The organism is Nitrincola sp. A-D6, from assembly GCF_000764495.1.
Classification (GTDB): domain Bacteria; phylum Pseudomonadota; class Gammaproteobacteria; order Pseudomonadales; family Balneatricaceae; genus Nitrincola.
This window is the reverse complement of sequence record NZ_JRLB01000088.1, coordinates 25,536-50,722: the sequence shown is the minus strand read 5'-3', so window position 1 is coordinate 50,722 and position 25,187 is coordinate 25,536. Positions and strand designations below refer to the sequence as shown.

General features: G+C 48.5%; 28 protein-coding genes, 1 tRNA gene and 1 pseudogene. 10 read left to right on the top strand and 20 right to left on the bottom strand.

Annotated elements, in window-relative coordinates; all coding sequences use genetic code 11:
* Positions 1-49: 49 nt before the first annotated feature.
* From LH51_RS14070 to LH51_RS13980, 19 genes are all read right to left on the bottom strand, one after another.
* Complete coding sequence (locus LH51_RS14070) at positions 50-874, bottom strand: flagellin N-terminal helical domain-containing protein (RefSeq protein ID WP_036523192.1); 825 nt, start codon at positions 872-874, stop codon at positions 50-52.
* A gap of 93 nt (positions 875-967) precedes the next feature.
* Positions 968-1,381: a flagellar export chaperone FliS gene (gene fliS / locus LH51_RS14065; protein WP_052063804.1), complete on the bottom strand. Its 414-nt coding sequence runs from the start codon at positions 1,379-1,381 to the stop codon at positions 968-970.
* A 116-nt stretch (positions 1,382-1,497) separates the two neighbouring features.
* Positions 1,498-2,880, bottom strand: a complete 1,383-nt coding sequence (gene fliD, locus LH51_RS14060; protein WP_036523189.1) for a flagellar filament capping protein FliD — start codon at positions 2,878-2,880, stop codon at positions 1,498-1,500.
* A 32-nt stretch (positions 2,881-2,912) separates the two neighbouring features.
* On the bottom strand, positions 2,913-3,332 hold the full coding sequence (locus LH51_RS14055) for a flagellar protein FlaG (RefSeq protein ID WP_052063803.1): 420 nt from the start codon (positions 3,330-3,332) through the stop codon (positions 2,913-2,915).
* A gap of 141 nt (positions 3,333-3,473) precedes the next feature.
* A complete protein-coding gene (locus LH51_RS14050) occupies positions 3,474-3,773 on the bottom strand; it encodes a hypothetical protein (RefSeq protein ID WP_036523187.1) in 300 nt (99 codons plus the stop codon).
* A 10-nt stretch (positions 3,774-3,783) separates the two neighbouring features.
* Positions 3,784-4,683 (bottom strand): flagellar hook-associated protein FlgL, encoded by a 900-nt coding sequence (gene flgL, locus LH51_RS14045; protein WP_036523184.1) that lies wholly within the window; start codon positions 4,681-4,683, stop codon positions 3,784-3,786.
* Between the two features lie 59 nt (positions 4,684-4,742).
* A complete protein-coding gene (locus tag LH51_RS14040; protein WP_442934845.1) occupies positions 4,743-6,500 on the bottom strand; it encodes a FlgK family flagellar hook-associated protein in 1,758 nt (585 codons plus the stop codon).
* Positions 6,501-6,521: 21 nt separating this feature from the next.
* The gene (locus LH51_RS14035) at positions 6,522-6,743 is read right to left on the bottom strand and encodes a flagellar basal body protein (protein ID WP_036523178.1); all 222 of its coding nucleotides are present in this window, start codon (positions 6,741-6,743) and stop codon (positions 6,522-6,524) included.
* 59 nt (positions 6,744-6,802) lie between these two features.
* The gene (gene flgJ / locus LH51_RS14030) at positions 6,803-7,825 is read right to left on the bottom strand and encodes a flagellar assembly peptidoglycan hydrolase FlgJ (RefSeq protein WP_036523175.1); all 1,023 of its coding nucleotides are present in this window, start codon (positions 7,823-7,825) and stop codon (positions 6,803-6,805) included.
* Position 7,826: 1 nt separating this feature from the next.
* Positions 7,827-8,933, bottom strand: coding sequence for a flagellar basal body P-ring protein FlgI (locus LH51_RS14025; RefSeq protein WP_036523172.1), 1,107 nt, complete (start codon positions 8,931-8,933; stop codon positions 7,827-7,829).
* Between the two features lie 12 nt (positions 8,934-8,945).
* Positions 8,946-9,626 carry a flagellar basal body L-ring protein FlgH gene (gene flgH / locus LH51_RS14020; RefSeq protein WP_036523169.1) on the bottom strand — a complete coding sequence of 227 codons (681 nt, stop codon included), beginning with the start codon at positions 9,624-9,626 and terminating at the stop codon, positions 8,946-8,948.
* A gap of 26 nt (positions 9,627-9,652) precedes the next feature.
* Positions 9,653-10,438, bottom strand: coding sequence for a flagellar basal-body rod protein FlgG (gene flgG, locus LH51_RS14015; protein WP_036523166.1), 786 nt, complete (start codon positions 10,436-10,438; stop codon positions 9,653-9,655).
* 18 nt (positions 10,439-10,456) lie between these two features.
* A complete protein-coding gene (gene flgF, locus LH51_RS14010) occupies positions 10,457-11,200 on the bottom strand; it encodes a flagellar basal-body rod protein FlgF (RefSeq protein WP_036523163.1) in 744 nt (247 codons plus the stop codon).
* Between the two features lie 335 nt (positions 11,201-11,535).
* Positions 11,536-13,503, bottom strand: coding sequence for a flagellar hook-basal body complex protein (locus tag LH51_RS14005; RefSeq protein WP_036523160.1), 1,968 nt, complete (start codon positions 13,501-13,503; stop codon positions 11,536-11,538).
* 14 nt (positions 13,504-13,517) lie between these two features.
* Entirely contained in the window at positions 13,518-14,195 is a 678-nt protein-coding gene (locus LH51_RS14000; RefSeq protein ID WP_036523158.1) for a flagellar hook assembly protein FlgD, read from the bottom strand.
* Between the two features lie 23 nt (positions 14,196-14,218).
* Complete coding sequence (gene flgC, locus LH51_RS13995; protein WP_036523155.1) at positions 14,219-14,656, bottom strand: flagellar basal body rod protein FlgC; 438 nt, start codon at positions 14,654-14,656, stop codon at positions 14,219-14,221.
* Between the two features lie 2 nt (positions 14,657-14,658).
* A complete protein-coding gene (gene flgB / locus LH51_RS13990) occupies positions 14,659-15,063 on the bottom strand; it encodes a flagellar basal body rod protein FlgB (RefSeq protein ID WP_036523151.1) in 405 nt (134 codons plus the stop codon).
* A gap of 150 nt (positions 15,064-15,213) precedes the next feature.
* Positions 15,214-16,053 carry a CheR family methyltransferase gene (locus LH51_RS13985; RefSeq protein ID WP_081960831.1) on the bottom strand — a complete coding sequence of 280 codons (840 nt, stop codon included), beginning with the start codon at positions 16,051-16,053 and terminating at the stop codon, positions 15,214-15,216.
* 20 nt (positions 16,054-16,073) lie between these two features.
* Complete coding sequence (locus LH51_RS13980; RefSeq protein WP_036523148.1) at positions 16,074-17,012, bottom strand: chemotaxis protein CheV; 939 nt, start codon at positions 17,010-17,012, stop codon at positions 16,074-16,076.
* Positions 17,013-17,075: 63 nt separating this feature from the next.
* Between LH51_RS13980 and flgA the strand changes: the two genes are divergently transcribed.
* The 5 genes from flgA to LH51_RS22930 all read left to right on the top strand — a co-directional run bounded on the left by flgA (position 17,076) and on the right by LH51_RS22930 (position 19,377).
* Complete coding sequence (gene flgA, locus LH51_RS13975; protein WP_052063802.1) at positions 17,076-17,774, top strand: flagellar basal body P-ring formation chaperone FlgA; 699 nt, start codon at positions 17,076-17,078, stop codon at positions 17,772-17,774.
* Positions 17,775-17,899: 125 nt separating this feature from the next.
* Positions 17,900-18,214, top strand: a complete 315-nt coding sequence (flgM, locus tag LH51_RS13970; RefSeq protein WP_052063801.1) for a flagellar biosynthesis anti-sigma factor FlgM — start codon at positions 17,900-17,902, stop codon at positions 18,212-18,214.
* 8 nt (positions 18,215-18,222) lie between these two features.
* The gene (gene flgN, locus LH51_RS13965; protein ID WP_081960829.1) at positions 18,223-18,708 is read left to right on the top strand and encodes a flagellar protein FlgN; all 486 of its coding nucleotides are present in this window, start codon (positions 18,223-18,225) and stop codon (positions 18,706-18,708) included.
* Positions 18,709-18,760: 52 nt separating this feature from the next.
* Positions 18,761-18,836, top strand: a tRNA-Arg gene (locus tag LH51_RS13960).
* Positions 18,837-19,230: 394 nt separating this feature from the next.
* Positions 19,231-19,377: a hypothetical protein gene (locus tag LH51_RS22930; protein ID WP_235263756.1), complete on the top strand. Its 147-nt coding sequence runs from the start codon at positions 19,231-19,233 to the stop codon at positions 19,375-19,377.
* 45 nt (positions 19,378-19,422) lie between these two features.
* Here the strand turns inward: LH51_RS22930 and LH51_RS22925 are convergent.
* Positions 19,423-19,935: pseudogene (locus tag LH51_RS22925) on the bottom strand (cytochrome-c peroxidase); the annotation flags it as partial.
* 245 nt (positions 19,936-20,180) lie between these two features.
* Between LH51_RS22925 and LH51_RS13955 the strand changes: the two are divergent.
* The 5 genes from LH51_RS13955 to LH51_RS13940 all read left to right on the top strand — a co-directional run bounded on the left by LH51_RS13955 (position 20,181) and on the right by LH51_RS13940 (position 25,156).
* Positions 20,181-21,455, top strand: a complete 1,275-nt coding sequence (locus LH51_RS13955) for an imelysin family protein (protein ID WP_036523143.1) — start codon at positions 20,181-20,183, stop codon at positions 21,453-21,455.
* 9 nt (positions 21,456-21,464) lie between these two features.
* Positions 21,465-22,619, top strand: a complete 1,155-nt coding sequence (locus tag LH51_RS13950; protein WP_327125202.1) for a di-heme oxidoreductase family protein — start codon at positions 21,465-21,467, stop codon at positions 22,617-22,619.
* A gap of 44 nt (positions 22,620-22,663) precedes the next feature.
* Entirely contained in the window at positions 22,664-22,918 is a 255-nt protein-coding gene (locus LH51_RS24410) for a di-heme oxidoredictase family protein (protein WP_442934844.1), read from the top strand.
* Positions 22,919-23,037: 119 nt separating this feature from the next.
* Entirely contained in the window at positions 23,038-24,054 is a 1,017-nt protein-coding gene (locus tag LH51_RS13945; protein WP_052063800.1) for an imelysin family protein, read from the top strand.
* Entirely contained in the window at positions 24,044-25,156 is a 1,113-nt protein-coding gene (locus LH51_RS13940; protein WP_036523138.1) for a DUF1513 domain-containing protein, read from the top strand. Before LH51_RS13945 ends, LH51_RS13940 begins: the two co-directional genes overlap by 11 nt.
* The last annotated feature ends 31 nt before the right edge of the window (positions 25,157-25,187 follow it).

Below are 25,187 nucleotides of genomic sequence, written 5' to 3'. Positions count from 1 at the left end.
TGTGCAAAAAAAAACCCTGGATAACCAGGTTTTTTTTGCATCGAACATTTTACCGTAACAGACCCAATACAGCCTGTGGTGCCTGGTTTGCTTGAGCCAAAATCGCAATACCTGACTGTTGCAATACCTGTGCTTTAGTTAGTGCTGCTGTTTCCATGGCAAAATCAGCATCCATGATCCTACTTTTTGCTGCAGCTTGGTTTTCAGAAGCATTTCGAAGGTTCATGATTGTTGCTTCAAATCGATTCTGAGCGGCACCTAGCTCTGCTCTCTCTGTTGTAACAAGATCTATAGCAGTGTCAATTAAATCGATTGCTGCTTGAGCATTAGTTTGGCTTTCAATATCACCCGCTTGAACAGCTGTAATCGTAGTTTCTTGATCACTTGTGGTTACAGTAATTCTGTTTGTTGCATCATTGTTAGCGCCAACCTGGAATTCCTGAGCTCCAGCATCTCCAGCAAGAATAGCTAATCCATTAAACTCTGTAGACTGAACTATCCTTAAAGCTTCATCACCCATTTGAGTAAATTCTGCCTGTAAGTTTGTTCTATCACTTGATGTATTGGTCGCGTTAGCAGACTGTACGGCCAGCTCTCGCATTCTTTGTAAAGTATCAGATACTTGTTGCAGAGCACCTTCTGATGTTTGAGCCAAAGAGATACCATCTGCAGCATTTCGAATTGCTACATTCATACCTCGTACTTGTGCATTCATACGTTCTGCGATGGCCAAGCCAGCTGAATCGTCTTTAGCACTATTTACACGCAAACCGGAAGACAGACGCTCCATTGCAGTGTTCATGCCCATAGAGTTGTTTGCCAGGTTACGCTGTGCGTTCAATGAGAACAGGTTTGTTGCGACTACATTAGACATGGTCTTATCTCCTCAGTTACGCTTTAATTTGCGTAGAATTTGTCTCTTGTGATTAAGTTATCGGCCACATTCGTAATCGCTTGAGCAGTTTTTTTAACTTTCGTCTGCTTTTTCTTCATTCCCACTTTGTTTACCTGGCTCTATGGCATCCCAGCCCAGTTTCAGATCAACAATAATACTGATTAACGCCTCTATTTTTGCTTCACTTTTACTAGCCTGGGCAGCCAAAAGCTCAGCTTGCATGTAACTGTAGAGCGCTTGGAGATTTGCTGCTATATCGCCGCCTCTCTCCAGGTCTAACCCCTCTTCAAGTCCCACTAGTATATTGGAGGTTTTTTTAATGCTCTCAGACAACAAACCAATCTGATTATTGGTTATAGCCCCTTTTGCATTAGCCAGGTTCGTTAATGCACCCTCATATAGCATCTGAATCAAACGGTGTGGCGTTGCATTAACCAAGGCGGTTTCTACACCAATTTTCTTGTATTGCCCTATACCTTTATTCATTTCATTAATCTCATTTCGATAATCTAAGCAGCATTATGAGCTGATGCACGTTTAATAACTCACTAATAAAAAAGGAGACCCTAAGGCCTCCCCTGCGACACCCAGCTCAAATCATATCAGTACTGTAGTGCACTTAGTTGTGCCGTCAAAAAAGCACCATTACTATTCATTTGTGCCACCATACTGTCCATGGCATTATACTGACGCGATAAACGGTTAAAGAGGTTTTCCTCACGCATATCCAGGCGTAACTCACGATCAGTCAAGTTTTCCAACCTGGAGTTCACCCCTTTGGTACGATTCTCTAATAGACCACCCGCTTGCGTGTAGGGCTTCACATAATCACTCAGTCGTGAAGCTATGCCAGATTCACTGCTGAACAGCGTCGAAACACTGGCGAAGTCCTGATTCAGACGCTCATTTAGTGCCTCTTTATTCAGACTCATTTTACCATCTTTATCTATACTGACACCCACTTGGGCCAAAATCATAGATTCAGGTTTTGCACCATCAACTTCTGTCGCTGTCAATGATCTAATCTGGGTGCTCAACATGCGCAGAGTAGAATCACCGCGAAGGCCACTGTTATCTTTACCAGCGATATCCCTAAGCACTCCCTGAAGCTTGTTATACGCATCAACAAAGCTTTGCACGTTTTTTTCAACGGCTGCATTGTCAGTTCCGATAGTCAGGTTGACTTCTTCACCAATTTCTTCAGATTTCAAATTCAGGGTAACACCCTGAATGACATCACTTATTTCATTAGTTGATCGGGTAGCTGTCAAACCATTAACCTTGATGACTGCATCTTCCGCTGCTCTGGACACTTCAAGGTTACCGGATGCCAAGGCTGACAAGCCTGGATCACTATCTGGTGAAACGGCAATGGTTAATTCATTAGCAATGCCTGTTTCTTTCGCTGTAAGAATCAAACGGGCCTGGGTCCCACCAACACCATCATCTACATTAACAATGCTGGCTGTTACACTATCATTGCCTTCGGCATTATTAATGGCTTTACGGATATCATCCAATGTTGCTGCGGATGGATCAATATCCACTGTGAAGCCATTTTCCAGGCCTGGATCATAGGCACCGCCAGTACTGATCGTCAGTGTTCCACTACCAACCTCGGCACTGCTGTCAGCAAATGCACCATTGGCTGTCATCAATCGCTGTGATTTGGCCAAATTCTCTACAGATATCTGGTATTCACCTGGCTGTGCACTTGATTGCGATGTGGCGGTAAAGCGGCTTTCATCACCCACAGCGGTTGAACGAACCTGGAATTTTTCAGGCGACTTAAGATTATCAAGAACTGACTGGAATTCATTCAGCGCACTTTTAACACGTCCAAAACTGGATAGTTGAGCATCCAGTGTCGTTTTACGTGTAGAGAGCTGAGCGCGCTGCGGATCAATTTCTGCTGACACTAGAGCGTTTACAATGGTTTTAGTGTCAATACCAGACCCTACACCTGTAAATGAAATACCTGACATTGTAAACCTCCTTTAGAGTTTGTGTAGCCAGTTCATGCCTGATCTGACAGCAACATACCAGATGCATTACCGGTTGATGTTTGATTTGCGATCTCACTCATACGCCGCATCAGCGCAAGCACCTCTTCAGATGGAATCTGCCTGATCACTTCATCATTTGTGCGATTGATGACTTTGACTACGGTTTGATTGACATCGCGATCGACTGAAATATTCAGGTCACTATTAATAACATTCAGGAACTCACCAATCTGATCAGCGGCTTCCTGAACGGCTTGCGCTTCTCGCTCGGGATCCATACGACGAGACTCACCTGACTGTCGAGCAGGCTCAACCGCACGAGCTTCAATTTGCCCAGCCTGACGCTGGTTCCGCAGCCCTATGTCTGCAGCCTGACTCTGGTTAGCTGAACGATCCAGGCTACCGGTGTTAATACTGGTATCGATTGACATGATAAACTCCCTCTAACACGGGGCCTCTATCCAGCTCCGGCATGAATTATTCATAGACTCTAATCACAGTTATCGGCTATGTTCACTATAACTTTAGCAAAAGTTGTCACACTTTGCCGGTATTATCTGAAAACCTGGCTGCTAAAAGCCAGTTTCCTCGTAAGCCTTAACTGCTTTATCTTTCTGTAGCTGTGATTTCATGCGCTCACTGAGTTCATCACGAATATCCGCACACAGAGTTTCAAGATGATGTTGCTGTTTAAGTATAGACTCAAGTTGCTCACGCTCTGATGCCCTCAATGACTTAACATCCTTTAAAGCTTGCAGTAAAGCTGTTTTCTCAGCTTCCAACGCCTGCAGATCATCAATACGCTGCTCGGCCAAAGCAGCAAACTGCTCAGACTGTATGCTTGCTAAACGCTGTAAATCTTCCTCTTTCATAGGCTACAACTCAGCTAACGAAGTTAAATAATGTCAGTTGCTGTATCTTGCCAAAGGTCGCATAGGTGGCTTGCAGCGCATTCTGTTCCAGCATCAATTTGCTGGTTGCTTCATAATAGTCAGTATCCTGGAAGCTGGATAAGGTATTCTTGGTAAACAACTTAATGTCGGCAAGCTGCTCCCGTTGATCTTCCAGCACTTTTAAGCGTGCACCAATTTGTGACCGGGTTGTAATCGTTTGCTCAAAAAACTGATCAACCCTGTCTACCTCGGCATTAAATGCATTCATATCAGTGTTAGGATCATCAAGAATGGCAGCCATTTCTTTTACGGCATTAAGTAAATTATCGTCCCCGGTTCCGAAAATACTACCACCCGGGTCCGTTGCTGCAACGCTGGTGTTTTCACCTACATCGAGGAAGCGCTGACCACTGTCGCCCCGATAAACATAATCATCACTCGCATTAAGCTGGTAAGGCTGTGTTTGACCCTTAAATCCAGAGAACAGGTATTCACCCTGTGCATCCTGGGTATTGACCGCCCCAGCAAGCTGGCCCATTAACTGCTTTAGCTCTTCGGCAATAATACGCTGATCAGCAGGGGACAAGCTGCCATTATTCGCCTGTATTGCCAGATCCTTTATACGCAGAGTCGATTCAGTAATCAAAGTCAGAGTTGTCTCTTCCTGTTTCAGGCGCCGCTCAGAGACATCAACATTACGTGAAAACACCTCATTTCTGGCGATAGCCCGCTCAAACTTATTGATCTGCGTAGCCGCCAGCGGATCATCAGATGGCTTCGACAGCTTTTTCCCTGTTGACATCTGCTGCTGGTACTTAAAAATCTGAGCATTGCTTTGCTGCACATTACTCAGGTTTTGCATGAAAAACTGTTGTGTTGAGAGTCTCATGATTTGTCTCCCTTATACGGCATTGATCAGCGCTTCAAATGTTCGCTGCGATGCACTGATTAACTGCGCGGCCGCTGATAGGCTTGTTGGAACTGGATCAATTTGACGGCCTCTTCATCCAGGTTAACACCACTGATCTCTTCACGCTGGTTGATGGTGTTCTGCAGCACAGCCTGAGAGGCTTTCGCGTCCATTTGTGCAATCTTTGTGGTGATACCCACGCGCTCGACCAAACGGCCATAAGTTTCCTGATACGTACCTTCCAGTGAAGTTTTTTGCTTGGTCAGATCCGCCAGCAAAATACCATTGCGGTTATCTGACACACCAATATTGGAAATATCACCGGTTACACTATCAACATCAAAATTGTAGTTAATAGTGAAGCTATCTCCATCCTGAGGTACACCACTAACATCTACACGAATTTCTCCAGGCAGGTTTGCATCATTATTGCGGATAATCAGCTGATTAGGGTTGGCAGGATCTGCTGTGACAGTCAAATCAGACGGCAAAACCGGGGTGCCACCAGCATCCAGTAAATTAACATCGTAACCCGTGGCTGTTTTGATCACCTCGATAGAATGATCACCATCGGGTAATAGATTTCCCAGCGCATCCAGCGGGCTGGTTTGTGCGGGTACCACTTCTGAAACCCGTACCAACGCACTACCTGTTCCCAGGTTATCCGGATCCTGAGCAATACTCACAGGAGAAGCCAGTGCCAATTGCCGACCATTACTGATATCGACACGTACATCATCGGCCGCGGTACGTGTTGGTTGCATCAGAAAACGTTCATTGATAGAGAAGGGGCTGTTTTTATCGGCATTGATGCGCATACCATCGATTTGCAAAGCCATGTCGCCAGCAGCCGGGTCAAACCAGAGCTGCATTTCACCATTCACATCACTTGCCGAAGCTGGCGTAGTATCAAACGCACTTTGTGTCCAGGTCTTGCCATCTGACAAGCGAGTGAGTCGAAAATCAGTCTCAGAAGTGAATACCAAATCATAGTCAGAGGCCTGTAACAGACTGGTATCAGTGATGCGCACACTCCCCTGGGTGAACTCGGACTGAAAGCGAGAGTTCATCAGAACGGAATCGTTAATATCACGGAACAGCTTCTGTCCCATGTTGCCATCCAGATCCATCCCAAGTGCATGCTGACTATTCATAGTGTCAGCAAAGACCAGTGCAACACGCCCTAACTCATCCAGGCTTTTATTGAGTATTTCCTTACGGTATTCCAGTACTCCACCCAGTTCTCCACCGCTAACAATATTGGTAATATTATTTTCACGGCCAGCAATCAACAAACTGACTTCCAACTGAGAGCCGTCCAGTTTCCCAGGTGTCGCAACCATCATATTGGCTGACTGGCCCACAACCAATGGCTGTCCGTTAGCGGTAAAGACTGTGCTTTCACCTGTCGCTTGATCAATCACCTGGATATCAATTAATTCAGATAGATCCTTTATGGCCTGGTCACGCTGATCCAGCAACTCAAAGGACTCCTTTCCACCCGCCTGTGCGATACGAATACGATCATTGAGTTCTGCTATATTTTTAGATTGGGTATTGATCTCTTCGGTCAGCTCACGAATGCGGGTATTAACGGTCTGGTTTTGTTCATCTATGCGCCCATAAAGGTCCCTGAACCGTCGTGTTGTGGCTTCACTCTCAGCCACCAGCAACTCACGGCTGGTAACAGACGTCGGATCATCGTTAGCGGCCTGAAGTGCGCCAAAGTAATCATCTAATTTGATTGCCAAACTGCTGCTTTCGCTGGCCAGGGTATTATCAAGTTGGTTTGCCAGTCCTTCGAATGCTTGGCAGTCTCAGAAACGTGAACTGTCCGCCCATACTCTGGTATTGATAAACTGATTGACGATGCGCTGTGAGTATTCCTGCTTGACCCCCCCCCCTTCCAGACTCTGAAACTGGGGTATCTGACGTGTATAGCCAGGGGTGTTAACATTGGATATGTTATTACCCGTAACATTCAAACCGGCTTGACTGGCACGAACGCCTTGAACTCCAAGCGATAATAGCGATGACATATATGACTCCCTGCTGTAAGTAGTTACAGCACGTTACTGCATTCTATATCGGCTGAAGCTCAGCCTTCTTGAGTATCCCGACCCGCTTGCGCGAGAATATTTCCACTGAAAATCTGCTCAATTTTCTGCGCATAGGCCGGATCGGTTGCATAGCCGGCAGCTTGTAACTCACGCAGGTAAGCTGAAGGATCCGCGGTATTTTCCAATGCCTGCTGATAGCGCGGATTAGTACGCAGAAAACTTACATAATCACGGAAGCTGTCGGCATAAGAATCATAGGAACGGAAGGCGGCCATTTCTTTGGCTGCAACACCATCGCGGTACTCCAGCGTCGAAACAGAAACACGCTCACCTCCCCAACGGCTATCAGCTTTGATATTAAACAGGTTGTTACTCCCATCGATAACAAAGCGCCCCCAGCCAGTTTCCAGTGCAGCCTGTGCTAACAGCACCTTTGGATCCACACCCAGCTCGGCAGCCATCTCTTCAGCCAGTGGTAGCAGGGCATCTACAAACTCACGTGGCGACTCAAAGCGTGTAGGTAGATTTTCAGGCTGCACCGCACTAACGCGGTTGGCTTCATCAGCATCCTTCACGGCCGCTGATCGCTGCGATGGTGTTTGCTGGGTATGTGCCTGGCCTAATACGGCGGAAGCCGCTATACCGGCAGTGGAATTCATTGCCCGATTCAACAGCATCTCAGCTTCACTGAGAGGCTGATTCTGCTCATCTTTATCGCGGTCTGCGGGTATATTCGCATGCTGACTAAGCTGACGCACCATGACATCAGCCAGCCCCAGGGTACTTTTTTGTGCCAGATCCAGCGTCATCTGCTGATCATACATATCCTGGAAGAAGCGAGTGTTATTACTGTTGAACGGGTTATCTTCGCCAAAGGCGGCATTAGCATCACGCATGCTTTTCAGCATCATGTTCATGAAGATCTGCTCAAACTGCTGCGCGACTTCTTTAAGGGCACCCTGCTCGTCTGTTTTGGCTTGTCTGCGCAGATCATTGAGCTGATTCAGTTCGGTATAGAACTGCGGATTCTGAGACGCTACGGCAGAGTTGTTATTAACCATGTCAGATCACCACTAATTCAGCTCTGAGCGCACCGGCCTGTTTCAGAGCTTCCAGGATTGCCATTAAGTCACCGGGGGCGGCACCGACATTATTCACTGCTTCGACAATATCCTGCAAGGAGGCACCAGGGGCAAACTCAAACATACGCCCGGAACCTTCATCGATTTCGATACCGGTACGCGGTGTCACCACTGTGCGGCCACCTGCCAACGCATCCGGCTGGTCCACATCAAACTCTTCTGTAATCGATACTGTCAGGCCACCGTGGGTAATCGCTACGGGTGATACACGTACATGCTGACCGATAACAATGGTGCCGGTGCGCGAGTTAATAATCACTTTGGCGGTTTCTTCGGCTGTCTCGATTTGCAGATTTTCCAATACAGACAAAAAGGTTACCCGTTGTGAAGGATCACGCGGCGCACGCACTCGTATGGAGGTTGAATCCATGGCAGCGGCCACTTGAGGACCAAGCAATCCATTGATTTGATCAGAAATGGTTCGCGCGGTAGTGAAGTCCGGTGTTTTCAGGTTCAGTGTCAGACTATCACCCTGATTGAAGCCACTGACTACTTCACGCTCCACGGTAGCGCCATTGGGTATACGCCCGACACTGGGTACATTCACCGAGATACGTGAGCCATCACGACCATCGGCACCAAAGCCTGCTACGATGAGGCTACCCTGTGCCATGGCATAGACCTGGCCATCAGCACCTTTCATCGGTGCCATCAATAATGAACCACCACGCAGGCTTCCCGCATCACCTATTGTAGAGACGGTAATATCAATGGTCTGACCTGGCTTAGCAAAAGGCGGTAAATCAGCATGAATCGCCACGGCCGCAATGTTTTTTGACTGCGGATTGACGTTTGCCGGCATGGCGACACCCATATTATTCAACAGATTACGAAACGTCTGTGAGGTAAAATTGGCGCGACTATCGCCGGTTCCATCCAGACCGACCACCAGACCATAGCCCACCAGTTGGTTATTCCGCACCCCGGACACATTGACCAGGTCTTTCAGGCGGGATGTATTCATATTCGCCAACGCTGACTCAACGCTGAATAGCAGGATAATCGTAAATAGTATAATTTTCTTCATGTTATTATCCTCTTAGAAGGGCATCAGGGCACTGATAAAGAAACGGCCCAGCCAACCCATCACATTGGCATCGGCCGTAGCACCTGTGCCACTGTAAGTAATACGCGCATCCGCCAGACGGGTTGAATCCAGCGAATTATCGGCATTGATATCCTGAGGTCTTACCAGACCACTCACGCGAATATATTCATCACCCTGATTCAGGGTCAGCCATTTTTCTCCACGCACCAACATCACACCGTTAGGATAAATCTCCTGTACGGTGACGGTTATATTGCCGCTCAACTGATTACGCATATTGGAAGATGAATCACCTTCAAAGCCGTTTTTACTACTAAACCCAGCCGAAAGTTCTCGCCCACCAAGCGTTAAGGGTTGCCCCATAATATTTGGCACCGGCAAATTCAGATCACTGCTCTTATCAATACTGGTTTTGGATTGCTTCGACGACTGGGTACTTTCAGATAGGTTGATAGTAATAATATCACCTACCCGATGCGCTCGACCATCGCTATAAATATCACGGCTGGATGAGGCATGATAAATCGCGCCATTAATGGGTTTGGGCGTTTCAAAGCTGGGCATCTGCACCGGTGCATAGTAGGGATTATCCGGCTTGGGCGCTTTATTTACACAACCAGCCAAAAGCAGTACGCCTGCGGTTATTATCGAGAGTTTCAGTAAACGCTTCATCACCCTAACCTCTTATGCCCGACTCATTAAAGCTGCTGTGTAGCAAAGGACAGCATCTGATCGGCTGTAGATATGACTTTGGAATTGATTTCATAAGCGCGCTGCGTAGTAATCATATTCACCAATTCTTCCACCGCATTGACGTTAGAACCCTCCAGCATCCCCTGCTTAAGAATACCCACGCCTTCTTCACCAGGATTCAGCACATTTGCTGGTCCACTGGCGGCGGTTTCGATAAACAGATTCTGACCTACGGCCTGCAGACCTTCCGGATTCACAAAGTCTGCCAGCTCAATCTGACCCAACACCTGTGGATTAGGATCACCAGCAATCACCGCGGTCACTGTGCCATCCACACCGACACTAAAGTTCACCACTTCACCCGGCAAGGCTATCTCGGGCTCTAACTGATAGCCTTCAGCTGTTACGATTTGTCCGTCACCGTTTAGATGAAATTGACCGTTACGGGTATAGGCGGTATCACCATTGGGTTGCAATACCTGAAAAAAGCCACGCCCGTTAATTGCCACATCAAAGGTACGATCGGTAATCTGCAGATCACCGGTATCAAACATTTTCTGCGTACTGACGGTACGTACACCGTGGCCCAGCTGCAGCCCTGAAGGTAGCTGCGCATCATCGGCATTCTGTGCGCCAGGTTGACGGCGGATTTGATAGAGCAGATCTTCAAACACCGCACGGTCTTTTTTGAACCCGACGGTACTGACGTTAGCCAGGTTATTCGAGATTACCCGTAAATTGGTATCCTGTGCGCTGAGGCCGGTTTTTGCGACATGTAATGCACCATGCATGATCTTATTCTCCTGTTATCAGCTCAGCTGCAACACGCGGGCTGCAGCACTGGAATTCTCTTCGGCGTTCTTCATCATCTTCACCTGAATTTCATACTGGCGTGACAGGGTGATGATGGCTGTTAGCTCTTCAACCGCATTGACGTTACTGGTTTCCAAATAGCCTGATCGTATTTGCGTATTCTGAGCCGGGGGTAATGGCTGCTGGTCATTAGTGCGCATTAAGCCTTCTGTACCTTTAAACGAGGTAGCAGGATCCAGCTCAACAACCTTGATCACATCCACCAGTGCCAACGCTACCGCATCATCACCAATCGGCCGGATACTGATAGCACCATCATTAGCAATCTCAATTTTTTCTGCTGGTGGTATAACAATGGGCGCACCACCTACACCTATAACCGGCAAGCCGCTGCCAGTAACCAACTCGTTTGCGGCATTGATTTGCAGCTCGCCCGCACGGGTATAACCTTCAGTACCATCCGGTGCTTGCACAGCAAGCCATGCACCGCCTATCACGGCAATATCCAGATCCCGCCCGGTTTGCTGCAACGTGCCTGAAGCACGATTAGTACCGGGGGATTCAGCCATGGAATAGACTCGTGAGGCATAGCCATCTCCCATCACCCGCATAGAACGTGCCTGCTCGAAGTCCTGCTTAAAGCCGGTGGTGGTGACATTGGCCAGATTATTAGCCCGGATCTGCTGCGCATTCATATTTTCGCGCGCGCCGGTCATGGCCACATACAATACTTTATCCATTACCTCTCCTCTGTGCGGCGGTTGATACTTGCCGCTTTTATCGGGACTACAGGGTATAAAGCAAGTTATGTGCCAGGTGTGATTTTCAAGGAGGTGTTTACAAGGGGGATGTTATTGTAGGAGCCCAGTCTCTGGGCGATGATCATGATTATTAGATTATTCGCCCGGAGACCGGCTCCCACAAATAGAAAATACATACCCTGTAGGAGCTCGCTCCGCGAGCGAAATTATATTCGCCCGCCGACCAGGCTCCTGCAAGGCTATGGAGTCGGATGTAGGAGCTCGGTCTCCGAGCGATTAAAGTATCGCTCACAGAGTGAGCTCCTACTCTAAGATTAAATATTCAGAATAGTCTGAGTAATGTTATTAGCCGTTTCCAGGGTTTTAGAGCTTGCCTGGAAGTTACGTTGCGCCTGAATCAGGTTCACCAGCTCGGTCGACAGATCCACGTTAGACTGCTCCAGTGCGGCCGAACGCAGCGTTCCGTTCAAACCGGTTCCTGGTGGGTTCAGAATAGCATTCCCTGAAGCCAGGGTTGCAATCCACTCAGTATCACCCGACGGCTGCAAACCATCCTGGTTTTCAAAAGTGGCAAAGGCCACTACGCCCAACTCCTGGTTTTGACCATTACTGAATGAAGCAATCATTTCACCAGTAGGTGCAAAAGTCACACCGATCAGATCCCCCTTGGTATAACCATCCTGCTGCTGATTTTTTACAATTGATGCGGATGCAAATTGTGTAGAATTAGCCAAATCCAGATCAATCGTTGTCAATTCATTTGCAGGATCGGCTCCACTAATAATAAGGGATGGAGCAGCACTCCCTGGTGGAAATGTCTGGCCGTTTATAGAGTTCAACAAACCATTAGTGGGGTTAAAACCTAAAAGAATAGGGCCTGGTTCTGTTTCTCCACCTCCACCCAAGACTTCTTGACCACCCCCAGGATTACCCCAGTCAACCTGCTTACCCATATCAAGCAATTCTTCACCATTAAGGTAACCATACATCCGGTAGTTACCACGGTAATCATTATCGCCTTGAATAACGTCATCGGGTTGAATAGTGCCGCTGGTATCATCACCAAAATCAATCGTACCCGCATTCACTACCACTTCTGGTACATAACGGTTGTCTGGAATATTACCAGCATCAGCCTTAAAGCGTATTTGCACGCCAAAGTTACCGCCATCAGTTACCTTTTGAATAGATTCTATGTCTGGATTATTATTCAATATCTGCGCTTGACGAGCTACTATTGAATCCGCAACCTGCTCTGAGCTTTGAGCAGGATCAACAGTCACAGACACTCCGCCTATATTTATCTGGCCGTCACCACCAGCAACATTCAGCATATAGGTACGAGCTTCATTGGCATCCCGATAGGGGTTTGCAAGGTTGGTTTGTGTGCGCAACAACGGAGCTGTGCCATCAGTAACCACCACTTCACCCAGATCAGTTGCCCATGCCTTAAGCTCAAAGTTCAGCGTATCATTTCCAGCATCGATTTCGATAGAACTAAGATCAATCCTTGGATCTTTACCGGCTAGCTCTATAGCCCATGCAGGTAAAGCATTCGGATCAACTGGCAAGTCAGCAGGATCTATCGCTACAGATGAGACAACAGGATCACCAGCAAAACCAGCTAAGTCAAACTGATAGACATTTCTAACTGGCCGCTGCTCGGCAAAGTTAAATTTTAAGGTTTGTTCATTACCCAGGCTATCAAAGCTCCGGACCGTCGTAGTATAGGTAAAGGAGCCTGGCTCATCCTTATTATAAACCGGTAGCAGACTAGATGAGTCAGCACGTGCATCTATATTAAACGACAGATCAATCGCTTCTGTTGCTTTCGGTGGACTTTCTTTTTGTGAGACCTCTAAGTTACCAATTGGCAAACGGTTGCCATTGGCATCTAATCCATAACCTTGTAAAAACTTACCCGATTTTGAAATAATCTGGCCTTCTTTATTCAACTCAAACGCACCGGCACGGCTATAGGTAGTGCTGCCCTGACCATCGCTCAGTTGAAAGAAACCCGAGCCATTTATGGCCAAATCCAGATTATTGTTAGTAAATTCGATAGTGCCAGCACTGAAATCCTGTGAAATACCGGATACGGTAACACCCGACCCAGGTGTATTACTGGAGCCAGCTCCCACGACTGAAGTCGCATAAATATCGGCAAACTCGGTCCGTGAGGATTTGAAGCCAGTAGTACCCACGTTGGCTATATTATTACCAGTCACATCCAGCATAGTGGAAGCTGATTTCAGACCGGTAATTGCTGTATTGAATGACATGACGTTATCCTCACTTACCCTAGCTGTTTAACATCGCTGAAGTCGATGCTGCCAATTGCTGTATTCACTTTCATACCGATACCATTTTGCCCCAGCGACACACTGTTCACTGTAAAGGGTAACCAGGTATCAACCTGTTTGTACTTTTCGCCATCGTAGGCTTCAGCTATCATCTGATAATTTCCTGGAGGGACCTCCTCAGATGCATTCCAGACAAAACTGCGCTCACCGGCCCGGGTCTGCCCCATATTAACTTGATCCACCAAGGCACCGCCCTGATCATAGATAGATACGCGCAAATCGGTGGTATTACTTTCCAGATTAACCGTACCCGGCAAAGCACCACCCTGCTGCGTCATTTGTGCTATATCCGTATTAATGAACACCCGCTGACCAACCATTGATGAGGCCTGCAACGCACTTTGACTGCTCAGCAAGCTATTGCTCATGGTTGTAAAGGTACTGGACATTTCCGCCATACTTTCAACCATGGTCATACTGGAGATCTGTTGCATAAATTCGCCGGAATCAGCCGGACTTGTAGGGTCCTGATTTTGCAATTGCGCAATCATCAGCTTCATAAACATCTGACTATCATCGTTGCCTTCAGCTTTGCTGGTTGAGCTCTGCCGGTTGGCTTGATTGATCTGATCAAAGATGTTGTTGTTCGGGTTGTTGTTAATCGTGCTCATGACGATTCCCTCTTAAATTCTGCTTATTGCTGACCCAGTCTCAGGGTTTGCTGTAGCATCTGCTTGGCCGTATTCATTACATCGGCATTAATCTGGAAAGAACGCGATGCCGAGATCATATCTGCCATCTCTTCCACCACATTCACATTCGGGTAATACACATAACCTTGTTCATCTGACAGTGGATGGTCAGGCTCATAGGTCATGCGTGGCTGAGCCTGGCTCTCTACAATACCCAACACCTGCACGCCCTGCCCTGGAACCAGCCCGGAATCAGATGCGTGCAACTGACTCGCTTCAGCTGCTTTAAGTGAGAATACCGGATGCCTGGCTCGGTAGGTTTCACCTTCACTGGAGCTGACACTCTGCGCATTGGCCATATTACTGGCAGTGGTATTCAGACGAATAGTCTGGGCACTCATAGCCGAGCCGGAAATACTGAATACATTAGACAGTGACATACTTATTCACCCTTAACCGCTTTACGTAGACCGGAAAACTTGCTGTTCAAAAATTCGAAACTAGCCTGATAACGCAGGGCATTATCGGTATAACGTGCCATCTCTTCCTGCACTTCAACCGTATTGCCATCGACAGCGGGTTGCAGTGGGTTGCGGAACATCAGATCAGCCGCAAAATCAGGATCAGCCAACTGCTGTTTATGTCCATTCTGAGTGACCGCCATTTTCAATGGCGATTGCTGCCCATCCATCGCGCCACTTAACACCGCACGAAAATCTATATCTCTGGCTTTAAAGTTAGGGGTATCGGCATTGGCAATATTATTTGCGATCACCTCAGCACGCCGCGCACGCAGCGTTAAGGCATCGGCATGTATTCCCAGCGCTGAATCAAAACTTATTGCCATGTTTGCCACCTAACTTAAAGAAACCACTTTGTCCTTACATAAAGCAAAACATGTGCCATAAATACAAAAGCCCGCTATAGCGGGCTTTGAAAAGATCAGAATGTGGCTAACAAATGAAAAGCGGCAAGGGGCTGCCACCCAAGCGGCAAATCAGATCGCCTGATAGATAATACCGGGGCGGCAATGAATCATTTTATAGAGATCCGGCAAGCCCGATAAGGATTCGGAGGCACCCAAAATAAGGTAACCGCCAGGCTTGAGTTGCTTGTGGATTTTACGCAAAATTTCGTTCTTTACATCGGATGAGAAATAGATCAGTACGTTGCGACAAAATACAATGTCAAACTGCCCCAGAACTGAGTACTGCCCCAGCAGATTAAGACTCTGAAACCTTACACGATTACGTATTTCGTTCTTGATCTGCCAGCTACCTTCGGATGACTTGGTAAAAAAGCGCGTCAAACGCTCCTGTGATAACCCACGCCCCAATGCCAACATCTCATATTCACCTTTGCGTGCCTGATCCAGTACCGTAGAGGCTATATCGGTGGCGACAATTTCCTGGCCACCAGAGAAAGCATTGGCTTTGGTCTGACGAAACTCATCAATCACCATGCTGATGGAGTAAGGCTCCTGGCCGGTTGAGCAGGCCGCCGACCAGATGCGCAACTTTTTAAAGCCACTTCCTTCACTTAACTCGGGCAAGAGTTTGTTTTTTAATATTTCATAGGGATGAATATCACGAAACCACAGAGTTTCATTGGTAGTCATCGCATCAATGACCTGCTCTTTAATGGTTGAGTTACCCGGTTGATTGAGGCGACGAATCAGTTCAGAAAGGCTGCTATAGCCTTCTTTTTGCATGATTCGGCTGAGGCGACTTTGCACCAGATATTGCTTGTGTTCTGCCAGCAAAATGCCACAGCTTTTTTCCAGAAACTGACTGAACCCCCTGAACTCTTCAGTGGTAATGCTAAATCCGCTTTTCACTCAATTCTACCTATCAGGTGTCAGTATTTATTGACAGCGTTGATACGCTTAACGACCACTGAAGCCAGGTCATCCGGGTTAAATTTGGCCAGGAAACCATCTGCTCCAACCTTTTTCACCATAGAGACATTGAAGCCACCACTAAGCGACGTATGTAGAATCACATGCAGTTTATCCATACGCGTATCACTGCGTATCATGGACGTCAGGGTATAACCATCCATTTCCGGCATTTCAATATCAGAGATCAGCATCAAAAAGTAGTCAGGGACATCCACATCGCGATCAGCCAGGTCTTTCAATACCTGCCAGGCCTGCCGACCATTATTGGCCACTGTTACTTTAAGTCCCAACTCTTCGAGACTACGAATCATCTGATTGCGGGCAACCTGTGAGTCATCACAGATCATGATGCGATATTCTTCCGCTTTAGTTTTAACTTCCTGCGTAGCAATATCACCACTAATATTCGTTGATGCCGGATAGATATCAGCCAAAATCTGCTCGACGTCGATAATTTCGATAAGCTTGCCTTCGAACTCAAACACAGCGGTCAGATAGTTATCTGAGCCAATTTCGGCGGGTGGCGCCATAATCTGATCCCAGTTGGTATTCAGGATTCGATCCACCTTTCTGACCAGAAATGCCAGGGTGCGCTTGTTATACTCAGCAACGATGAGAAAGCAGCTGCGCTCTTCCTCTGCCGGAACCGGTGGCCGACCAATCGCTTCCGACAAATCCAGCACGGGTATTGTTTCACCACGAATATGCGCCATGCCTTTGATAACAGACGTTTTTCGAGGTACTTCGGTGAGCTCTGGGCACTGCAAAACCTCACGCACTTTGAACACGTTAATACCATAACGCTGCGAGGTTTCAAGACCGAACAACAGAAGCTCAAGACGGTTCTGACCGACCATCTGTGTCCGAAGGTTTACACTATCCAATATACCTGACATGATTCAATAAACCTCAAGCCGACTTAAACAGAGTTGCATCTTTCCCGATGGAACAGGATACGCGTGAATACTGTTAATTTAACACTAGTTGCATTGTTTTTGGCTATTTTTTTGGCGGCAACGACCGTTAACGCCAGAATGCTGCCTGAAGATATCGAACAACAGGTTCATGACACCCTCATCAATGAGTTTAACACACGATTACCAGAAAGCCGGATTGAAGCCACAATTAATCCTGTAAATCCCACACTGGAATTGTCTCGTTGCCAAGCACCTCTTGAGATTAGCTTGCCATTTAGCAGTGGGCAACGTGTCACAGCAAAAGTAACCTGCCACACACCCGTTTTCTGGAGCCTGTTTGTGACTGCACAGGTCAGCCAGCTTATCGATGTGATAGTGACAAGCCGCCCCCTGGCCCGCAACAGTCGCATAGCACCTTCTGACATACGTATAGTCGAGCAGGATGTGATACGTATGAATGGCGATTATTTCACTCGCGAACAGGACGTAGTCGGTAAGCAGGTCAGACGCCCCATGGGTCGCAACGAGGTCATCACGTCACGCATGATTGAACAAGCTGTAGCCGTATCCCGAGGCGACAAGGTGGTACTGGAATCCCGGCGCGGCTCTCTGGTTATAAGAACCTCAGGTATCGCCATGGAAGACGGCATGATAAATCAGCAGATTCGCGTCACAAATGAGCGCACAGGCATTGAGGTACACGGCGTCATCACAGCACCTGGCGTCGTCCAGGTACATTAACCGCCTGCTTTTGCTATACTAAATGAGCTTATGCTGTGCAGCTGCAAAAAAAACTTAAAAAACACTAAAGATATTCTACGGCAGACCGATAACTACAGCATAACCAGATTACGAGGTGATTCAGGATGGCTATTGAACTGAACGGCCTGTCCTCAAACCAGACGACAGCCGCCCGCGGCAAACAGACAGAGCAAGCGTCTGCCAAGCCCGAAGACAAAGGCAATGCCGGCAACACAACGCCCGCTGCCAAAGGGGATACTGTTCGTCTTAGCGATGCAGCCCAGGCTTTGCAATCTGCCAAACTGCAGGCTGATGACAGTTCAGATTTTGATGCCGGAAAAGTTGCTGAAATCAAAGCAGCCATCGCAGACGGCAGTTACAACATCAGCAATGAGCGTATTGCCGATAAACTATTACAGTTCGAAAAACTCTTTAGTTGATCAAACCTATGTCATTAGATCTTCATGCACAATTCGCAACCCTGACTCGTCAGGGTTGTTTGCTTTTTAGTTCTCTACAGGAGGTGCTAGTGCAGGAGCACAGTGTGCTTGAGCAACGCGATCTTGAAGGACTAAAGCAAACCACACGCAATAAGCATGATTTACTACTCAAGATTGAGACCAACATTCGCGAGCGCAACCAGACCCTGACCTTAGCTGGGTATTCGCCTTCCGAAACCGGCTTTGAAAGCTTTTCCGATGAACTACCAGCATCACTACGCGATGCTGTTTTATCTGACTGGCAACAACTCAAACAGCAGCTCAGCGACGTACGTGAAGCCAGCAAACGTAATGAACAGATTTTAACCCGCAGCAAGCAAAATGTTGACCAGTTACTAGCCCTGCTACAGGGACAGCAAAGCTCCAATGTGCTTTATGATCCCGCTGGTGGCAAAGGCAATTACGCTGCACAACGCAGTATTGGCAAAGCCTGAGCCGCTACATACTGGTCAGGCAAGCCAATACTCAGTACAATACCCGCGCCTTCTCCCTGTAGTTCAACCGGATAGAACGGACCCCTCCTAAGGGTCAGATCGGGGTTCGAGTCCCTGCGGGGAGGCCAATAAATGCTCATAGCGCTGATCTGTCAGTGTTTTCAAAAACGCCACCAGAGCATCCACGCGCTGATCATCCAGTGCCGGTCCGGTTTCCAACTCCTCCAGAGACAGATTTTCCGCTATTTCAGGCTCTTTCCAAGGCTCACCGGTTTCCGGATTCATCTGCATGGATGCTTTACGGCTGTTGTATTTGTTGTAAAACAATATCACCGTGCGCAGATCGTTAAAGACACCATTGTGCATATAGGGCGCTGTTACCGCCACATTGCGTAGCGTTGGTGTTTTGAATTTACCCCGTTGCAGCGAATCAGTCACCTCCGGATGCGCAAACAGACCTTCATCCAGCTGAGTGACTGAATTTAAGGCACGTAATGCCGTGTTCTCGGGAACACCAATATTATGAAACTCATAATTACTGAAGGTTTCCTGCTCACTACCTGGCAAGGCCTGCAACTGATGACACAGATTGCAATTGGTAAACTGCTGGGAGAAGAACAAGGTCATCCCCAGGTCCTCTTCTGGCGTCAGACTATATTCACCGCGTAGATAGCGGTCATATTTTGAATCAAAAGGTGCGAACAACGCTGTCTGCTCAAAGCTGGCAATCGCATCAGCAGCAGCCGTGTAAGCCACATCAGCATTATTAAAAATATCATTTCCGTAAACTTCAGCAAAAAGCTGTTGATAACCAGGATTTTGCTCTAAGCGTGACACCAGGGTCTGCTTGTCTGGCAGAGCCATTTCAATAGGGTTCAGTGGCGGCCCTTCGGCCTGATCAGTTAATGTAGACGCGCGACCATCCCAGAATTGCCCTCCCACAAAGACACCCTCCGGGGTACGATGAAAAGGCGGTATAAAAGCCGCGTAGCCAATCGCGGGCGCATTCCTGTCGCCCAGGGACTTGCCATCATCACCCAGGGAAACGGCCGCAGCGACACCCTCCCCACGGTGATCTGAAAACCCCTTGTCCGGGGCATGGCAGGTTGCACAGGACTGACTGCGATTCAACGACAAGCCAGGATCAAAAAACAGCGACTGTCCCAACTGTTCTTTTTTGGATAAGCCCCCTGCCACCACCGATTCATTTGCTATTGCCGACAGCATAAACAGATGACTGGCTGTCAGTAATAACGCTATTCCAGAAAGACTCACAACTCGCGTTTTTTTCATCTGTCCCCCACCGATTCCAGCAGTACCCTGAAAGTACCCATTTGCAAATCACTATATACCCGCATTAAGTAACAAAACATGACATAGGTCATATATCCACAAAACTTAACAACATAGTTAATTGTAACAGTAATGATTATCATATAGGATATTTTGAACATCCAACCAGGGAGATAGTTATGAAACGTACACTCACCATGCTCTATGTCGGACTCGCTATAGCTGGAGCCAGCCACCCGGTGATGGCAGCTGACCCTGCTGCTGTTCTGAAAACCTATGCTGACATAGCAGAAGCGGGTTACAGCGATTCTGTCACCACAGCACAAACACTCAAAAGTAAAATAGACAGCCTGCTCGCCAACCCCAGCGAAGAGACTCTGCAGGAAGCTCGTGAAGCCTGGATCGCCTCCCGTGTACCCTATCAACAGACTGAAGTGTTTCGTTTCGGCAACGCCATCGTGGATGACTGGGAAGGTCGTGTAAACGCCTGGCCTCTTGATGAAGGCCTGATCGATTATGTCGACGGCGGCAGCTATGGCGATATGTCTGATGAGAATGCGCTCTACACCGCTAACGTGATTGCCAATACCTCCATTCAACTGGGCAATGACACCATTGATGCGACAGAGATTACGGCTGAACTACTTTCAGAGACGCTGCATGAAATCGACGCAATTGAAGCGAATGTAGCAACAGGTTACCACGCGATCGAGTTTTTACTCTGGGGTCAGGATCTGTATGGCACTGAGCCAGGTGCGGGTGAACGACCAGCTACTGACTTCAGCCTGGACAACTGCACCGGTGGCAACTGTGATCGCCGTCGTCAGTACTTGTCAGTGGCAACTGATCTGCTGATTACCGATCTGGAAGAGATGGCTGACAACTGGAAAGAAGGTGGCGAAGCCCGCGTTGAACTGGTTGAGAAAGGCGAAAAAGGTGCTCTGGCAACGATTCTGACCGGGATGGGTAGCTTGTCCTACGGTGAACTGGCTGGCGAACGTACAAAACTTGGCCTGATGCTGCATGACCCGGAAGAAGAGCATGATTGTTTTTCAGACAACACCCACAACTCTCACTTCTACGATGTCATGGGAATCAACAACGTTTTCCAGGGGCAATATACCCGTGTCGATGGCTCAGTTGTTCAAGGTGCTTCCCTGGCTGACATGCTGAAAGCCAGCGCGCCTGAAGTGGAGTTGCAGCTTTCATCTGAACTCACCGAAACGCAAGCCGCCGCCCAGGCGATTGTTGATGCAGCCGCCCAAGGCAACACGTTCGATGTATTGATTGGTGCCGGTAATACTGAAGGCAATGCATTGGTACAGCAACTGGTAGACAAGCTGACAACCCAGACCCGTTCTATTGAGAAAGCGATCAGCGCGCTTGAGCTGGAAGCTATCGAACTGGAAGGTTCTGACAGCCTGGACAACCCTGACCTGGTTATTAACGGCTGATTATCACGCATGTCTCAACAAAGATTGAATACATTGGGATTCAGTCTGCTACTGGCTGCCAGCCACTCGGGTATGGCAGTCGGTAACACGCCTGACTATCAGCCCTCCGAGTTGCTACCCGCTAGCGAAGCCACGGTGCAGGTAGCCCGTAACAACAAAGCCTTTTCTCACCCTTCTGCCCTGTTGTCTGATGATAAACAGATGATGTTTACGCTGGGCAGAAGCCTGTTCAAGAAAATCTGGGTCTCATCTCCGGCCTCTACCCAGGCCAGTGATGGCCTGGGTCCCCTGTTCAATTCACGTTCCTGCCTGCGCTGCCATACCAATAATGGTCGTGGACATACACCCGATACCAGTCAAGCTGACTATAATGCGGTGTCGATGCTATTGCGCCTGAGTATTCCGGCACAAAATAACCAGGATAGGCACGCGTTGGATTCAGGACAATCCGGGGTTATTCCAGAACCGACCTATGGAACTCAACTGCAGGATTTTTCCATTCAGGGTATTCCAGCTGAAGGTCGCTTTACCCTGAGCTACGACGAAATCCCTTTCCGCTTTGCGGATGGTGAAACCCTGACACTACGTCAACCCAACTACAGCATCACGGATTTAAACTATGGCCCGCTGCATCCGGATACCCAGCTTTCGCCACGCATCGCGCCGCAGATGATCGGACTGGGCTTACTGGAAGCGATCAGCGACGAGGATATTCTGGTCTGGGAAGATGCTGATGACCTGAACAGTGATGGTATATCAGGAAAAGCCAACCGCGTGTGGGATATTGACGCTCAAAGGACGGCACTCGGCCGATTTGGCTGGAAGGCCGGACATCCTACAATTAAACAGCAAAACAATTCCGCCTTTCATGAGGATATAGGCATCTCCACCCGCATGTATCCACAAGGATATGGCGGCTGTAGCCCGCAGCAAACACTCTGCAGACAAGCCCCTGATGGCAACAGCCCTCACTTGGACAATGTTGAAGCATCAGATGCGGTAGTCTCGGCACTCGAACTCTATATTCAACACCTCGCCGTTCCCGCACGCTCAAATATACAGGATCCGCTTGTGACTGAGGGTCGCGCTGAGTTTTATGCACTGGGATGCAGTGCCTGTCACCGCCCCTCCTATGTCACCTCCGCCGCGGCTCCCGAAGGTTAGCCAACCAAAAAATCTGGCCTTACACCGATCTGTTGTTGCATGATATGGGGGAAGGATTAGCAGACCAGCGACCTGAGTTTAATGCCAACGGCCGCGAATGGCGTACAGCACCTTTATGGGGTATTGGCCTGACACAGGCAACCAGTGGCCATACGCATTTTTTACATGATGGCCGGGCCCGCAGCCTGACTGAAGCCATTCTCTGGCACGGCGGTGAAGCACAAGCTGCTCGGGATCGCTTTACACAGCTGGACAAGCCTCAGCGAGACGCGTTGATCGCCTTTCTGGAATCCCTGTAGCCATATCATTTAATAGCCAAACTGAAGAGCACACCCATGAATCTAGCCGCTATCAAACAACTCAAGCGCCAGCACCACTGGTACTGGCGATCAGTTGCCTAGTCACCGCCAACCTGGCAATGGCAGCCGCTCCGACTGAGCAGGATTGGCAGCAACTCAATAGCGCGATTATTGATCAGCAGGTCATTCCCGGTTACCAACAGCTTGCACAGAGTAGCGCCCAACTCGCTGCAGACACTGAACAGCTTTGTCTGCAGCCAGATGCTCAGCAATTACAGGTCACGCAAGCCAGTTACCGCCAAGCCATGCAGGACTGGCAAAGCATCAAACACATCAACTTTGGTCCGGTAACACTGTTGATGCGTAATTTTTCCCTGCAGTACTGGCCCGACAAGCGCAACAGCGGCGCTTCACACCTAAGGGATGCACTGGCTGATTCGTCAGTCGAGTTTGACGCTGAGTTTTTCAGCCGCATGCCCATTAGCGTCAAGGGTTTTCCAGCACTTGAGCGGCTCTTGTTCAATGACACAGTGCCCAACAGCCTGTCAGACATGAGTGTGGAATGCCGTCTGGCGCAGGGTATTGCCGCTTATATTCAGCAAACAGCAGTTGATATTCATTCAGAATGGCCCAGCATGCGCGAGCGCATGCTCACTGCAGGCGAGAATAACTATTTCGATCTGCATGCCGATGCCGCCACCCTGTTGATGAAATCACTGGCTGAATCCCCAGAGGCTCTACGTGACAATAAAATATTGGCGCCACTGGGCAACCACTATGATCGTGCTCGTTGGCAGCGCAGTGAATCCTGGCGCAGCGATCAGTCCATCACGAATTTACGCACCAATCTGGCTGCACTGCATACGCTCTACAGCGGCACTGCACCCATCAGTGTCAAAGCGCTTCTGCTAAAGAGCGATGAACCGGCACTTGCTGAGACACTGGAGCAACAGTTTATCGCTGTCAAAGAACAACTGAACAGCATTGATGAGGTTGAGCAAAACAACCTGTCTGAAATGCAATATCAGCAGTTACTGGATGTAGCTGATGGATTGAAACAGCTACAAACAGACCTGAATACAGCCATGTATCTACTCAACATTCAACTGGGGTTTAATAGTCGAGATGGCGATTAAACGACGGCATTTTTTGGGCTGGCTGACCGCTACACCGGTCATGCTGGCCAGCTTTTCAGGTCAGGCGTTCGCAACCACTGAGCCATTATATGCCTCAGCCAGCCAGGGCCAGGATGGTCAATACTATCTGCATCTCTTCAATTTGCAGGCGGGTGAACTGATGCGTCACCCCTTGCCAGAGCGAGCGCACCAGATAACCACACACCCTGAACTTCCCTGGCTTTTTGCTGTTGCCCGGCGTCCAGGCCAATTTCTGGACGTTATAGACTACCAGCAAAAAACACTCATCAAGCGCATCCAGTGTGATGCTGACTCACAACTTTGCGGTCATGCGCAGATTAGCGCAGATGGCCAATGGTTACTGACCACCGAGCAATCCATGCACAGGGAGTTTGGTGAGATAGTGGTGCGTGACATTCATCAGAACTTCAACATCGCTGCACGTCTATCCACCTATGGCATAGGTCCACATGAGCTACGTATCGGCACAGATCAACACACCCTGATTATTGCCAATGGTGGTATTCAGACTGATGGACGGGTCAACCTGAATATTGACAGCATGGATCCCTCACTCGCCTATGTCGACATGCACTCTGGTGAATGCCTGGAGCAGGTGCGCTTAGCCGGCGAATTTCATCAGTCCGGTATTCGACATATTGACCTGTCTGCCTCAGGCCAGGTAATTATGGCGATGCAATACGAAGGCCATCCGGCGGACCGGGTGCCATTAATTGCCAGCCATCGACCTGGACAAGCGATACAACCGCTGGCACTTCCAGATGATGTGCACAGCCAGTTACAGCAATATGGCGGCAGTGCCTGCTTTGATGCATCAGGACACTATGCGGCCGTCTCGGCACCCAAGGGTAATCTGATTACCCTTTGGGATATGCAAGCCGGTACATTTATAACTGCACTCAGGGTACAGGATGGCTGCGGACTGGCAAAAACCCAGCAACCGGCTGAGTTTCTGGTCAGCAATGGACTGGGGCGTCTATACCGGTTGAATGCACAAACCCGGCAACGGCAGCTTATCAAACAATCCACCGATTTTTCAGTACACTGGGACAACCATCTTGCCAGTCTTGCCGTCAGCTAGACTCAGCATGAAAAGCCCCCGATAAGTCCTA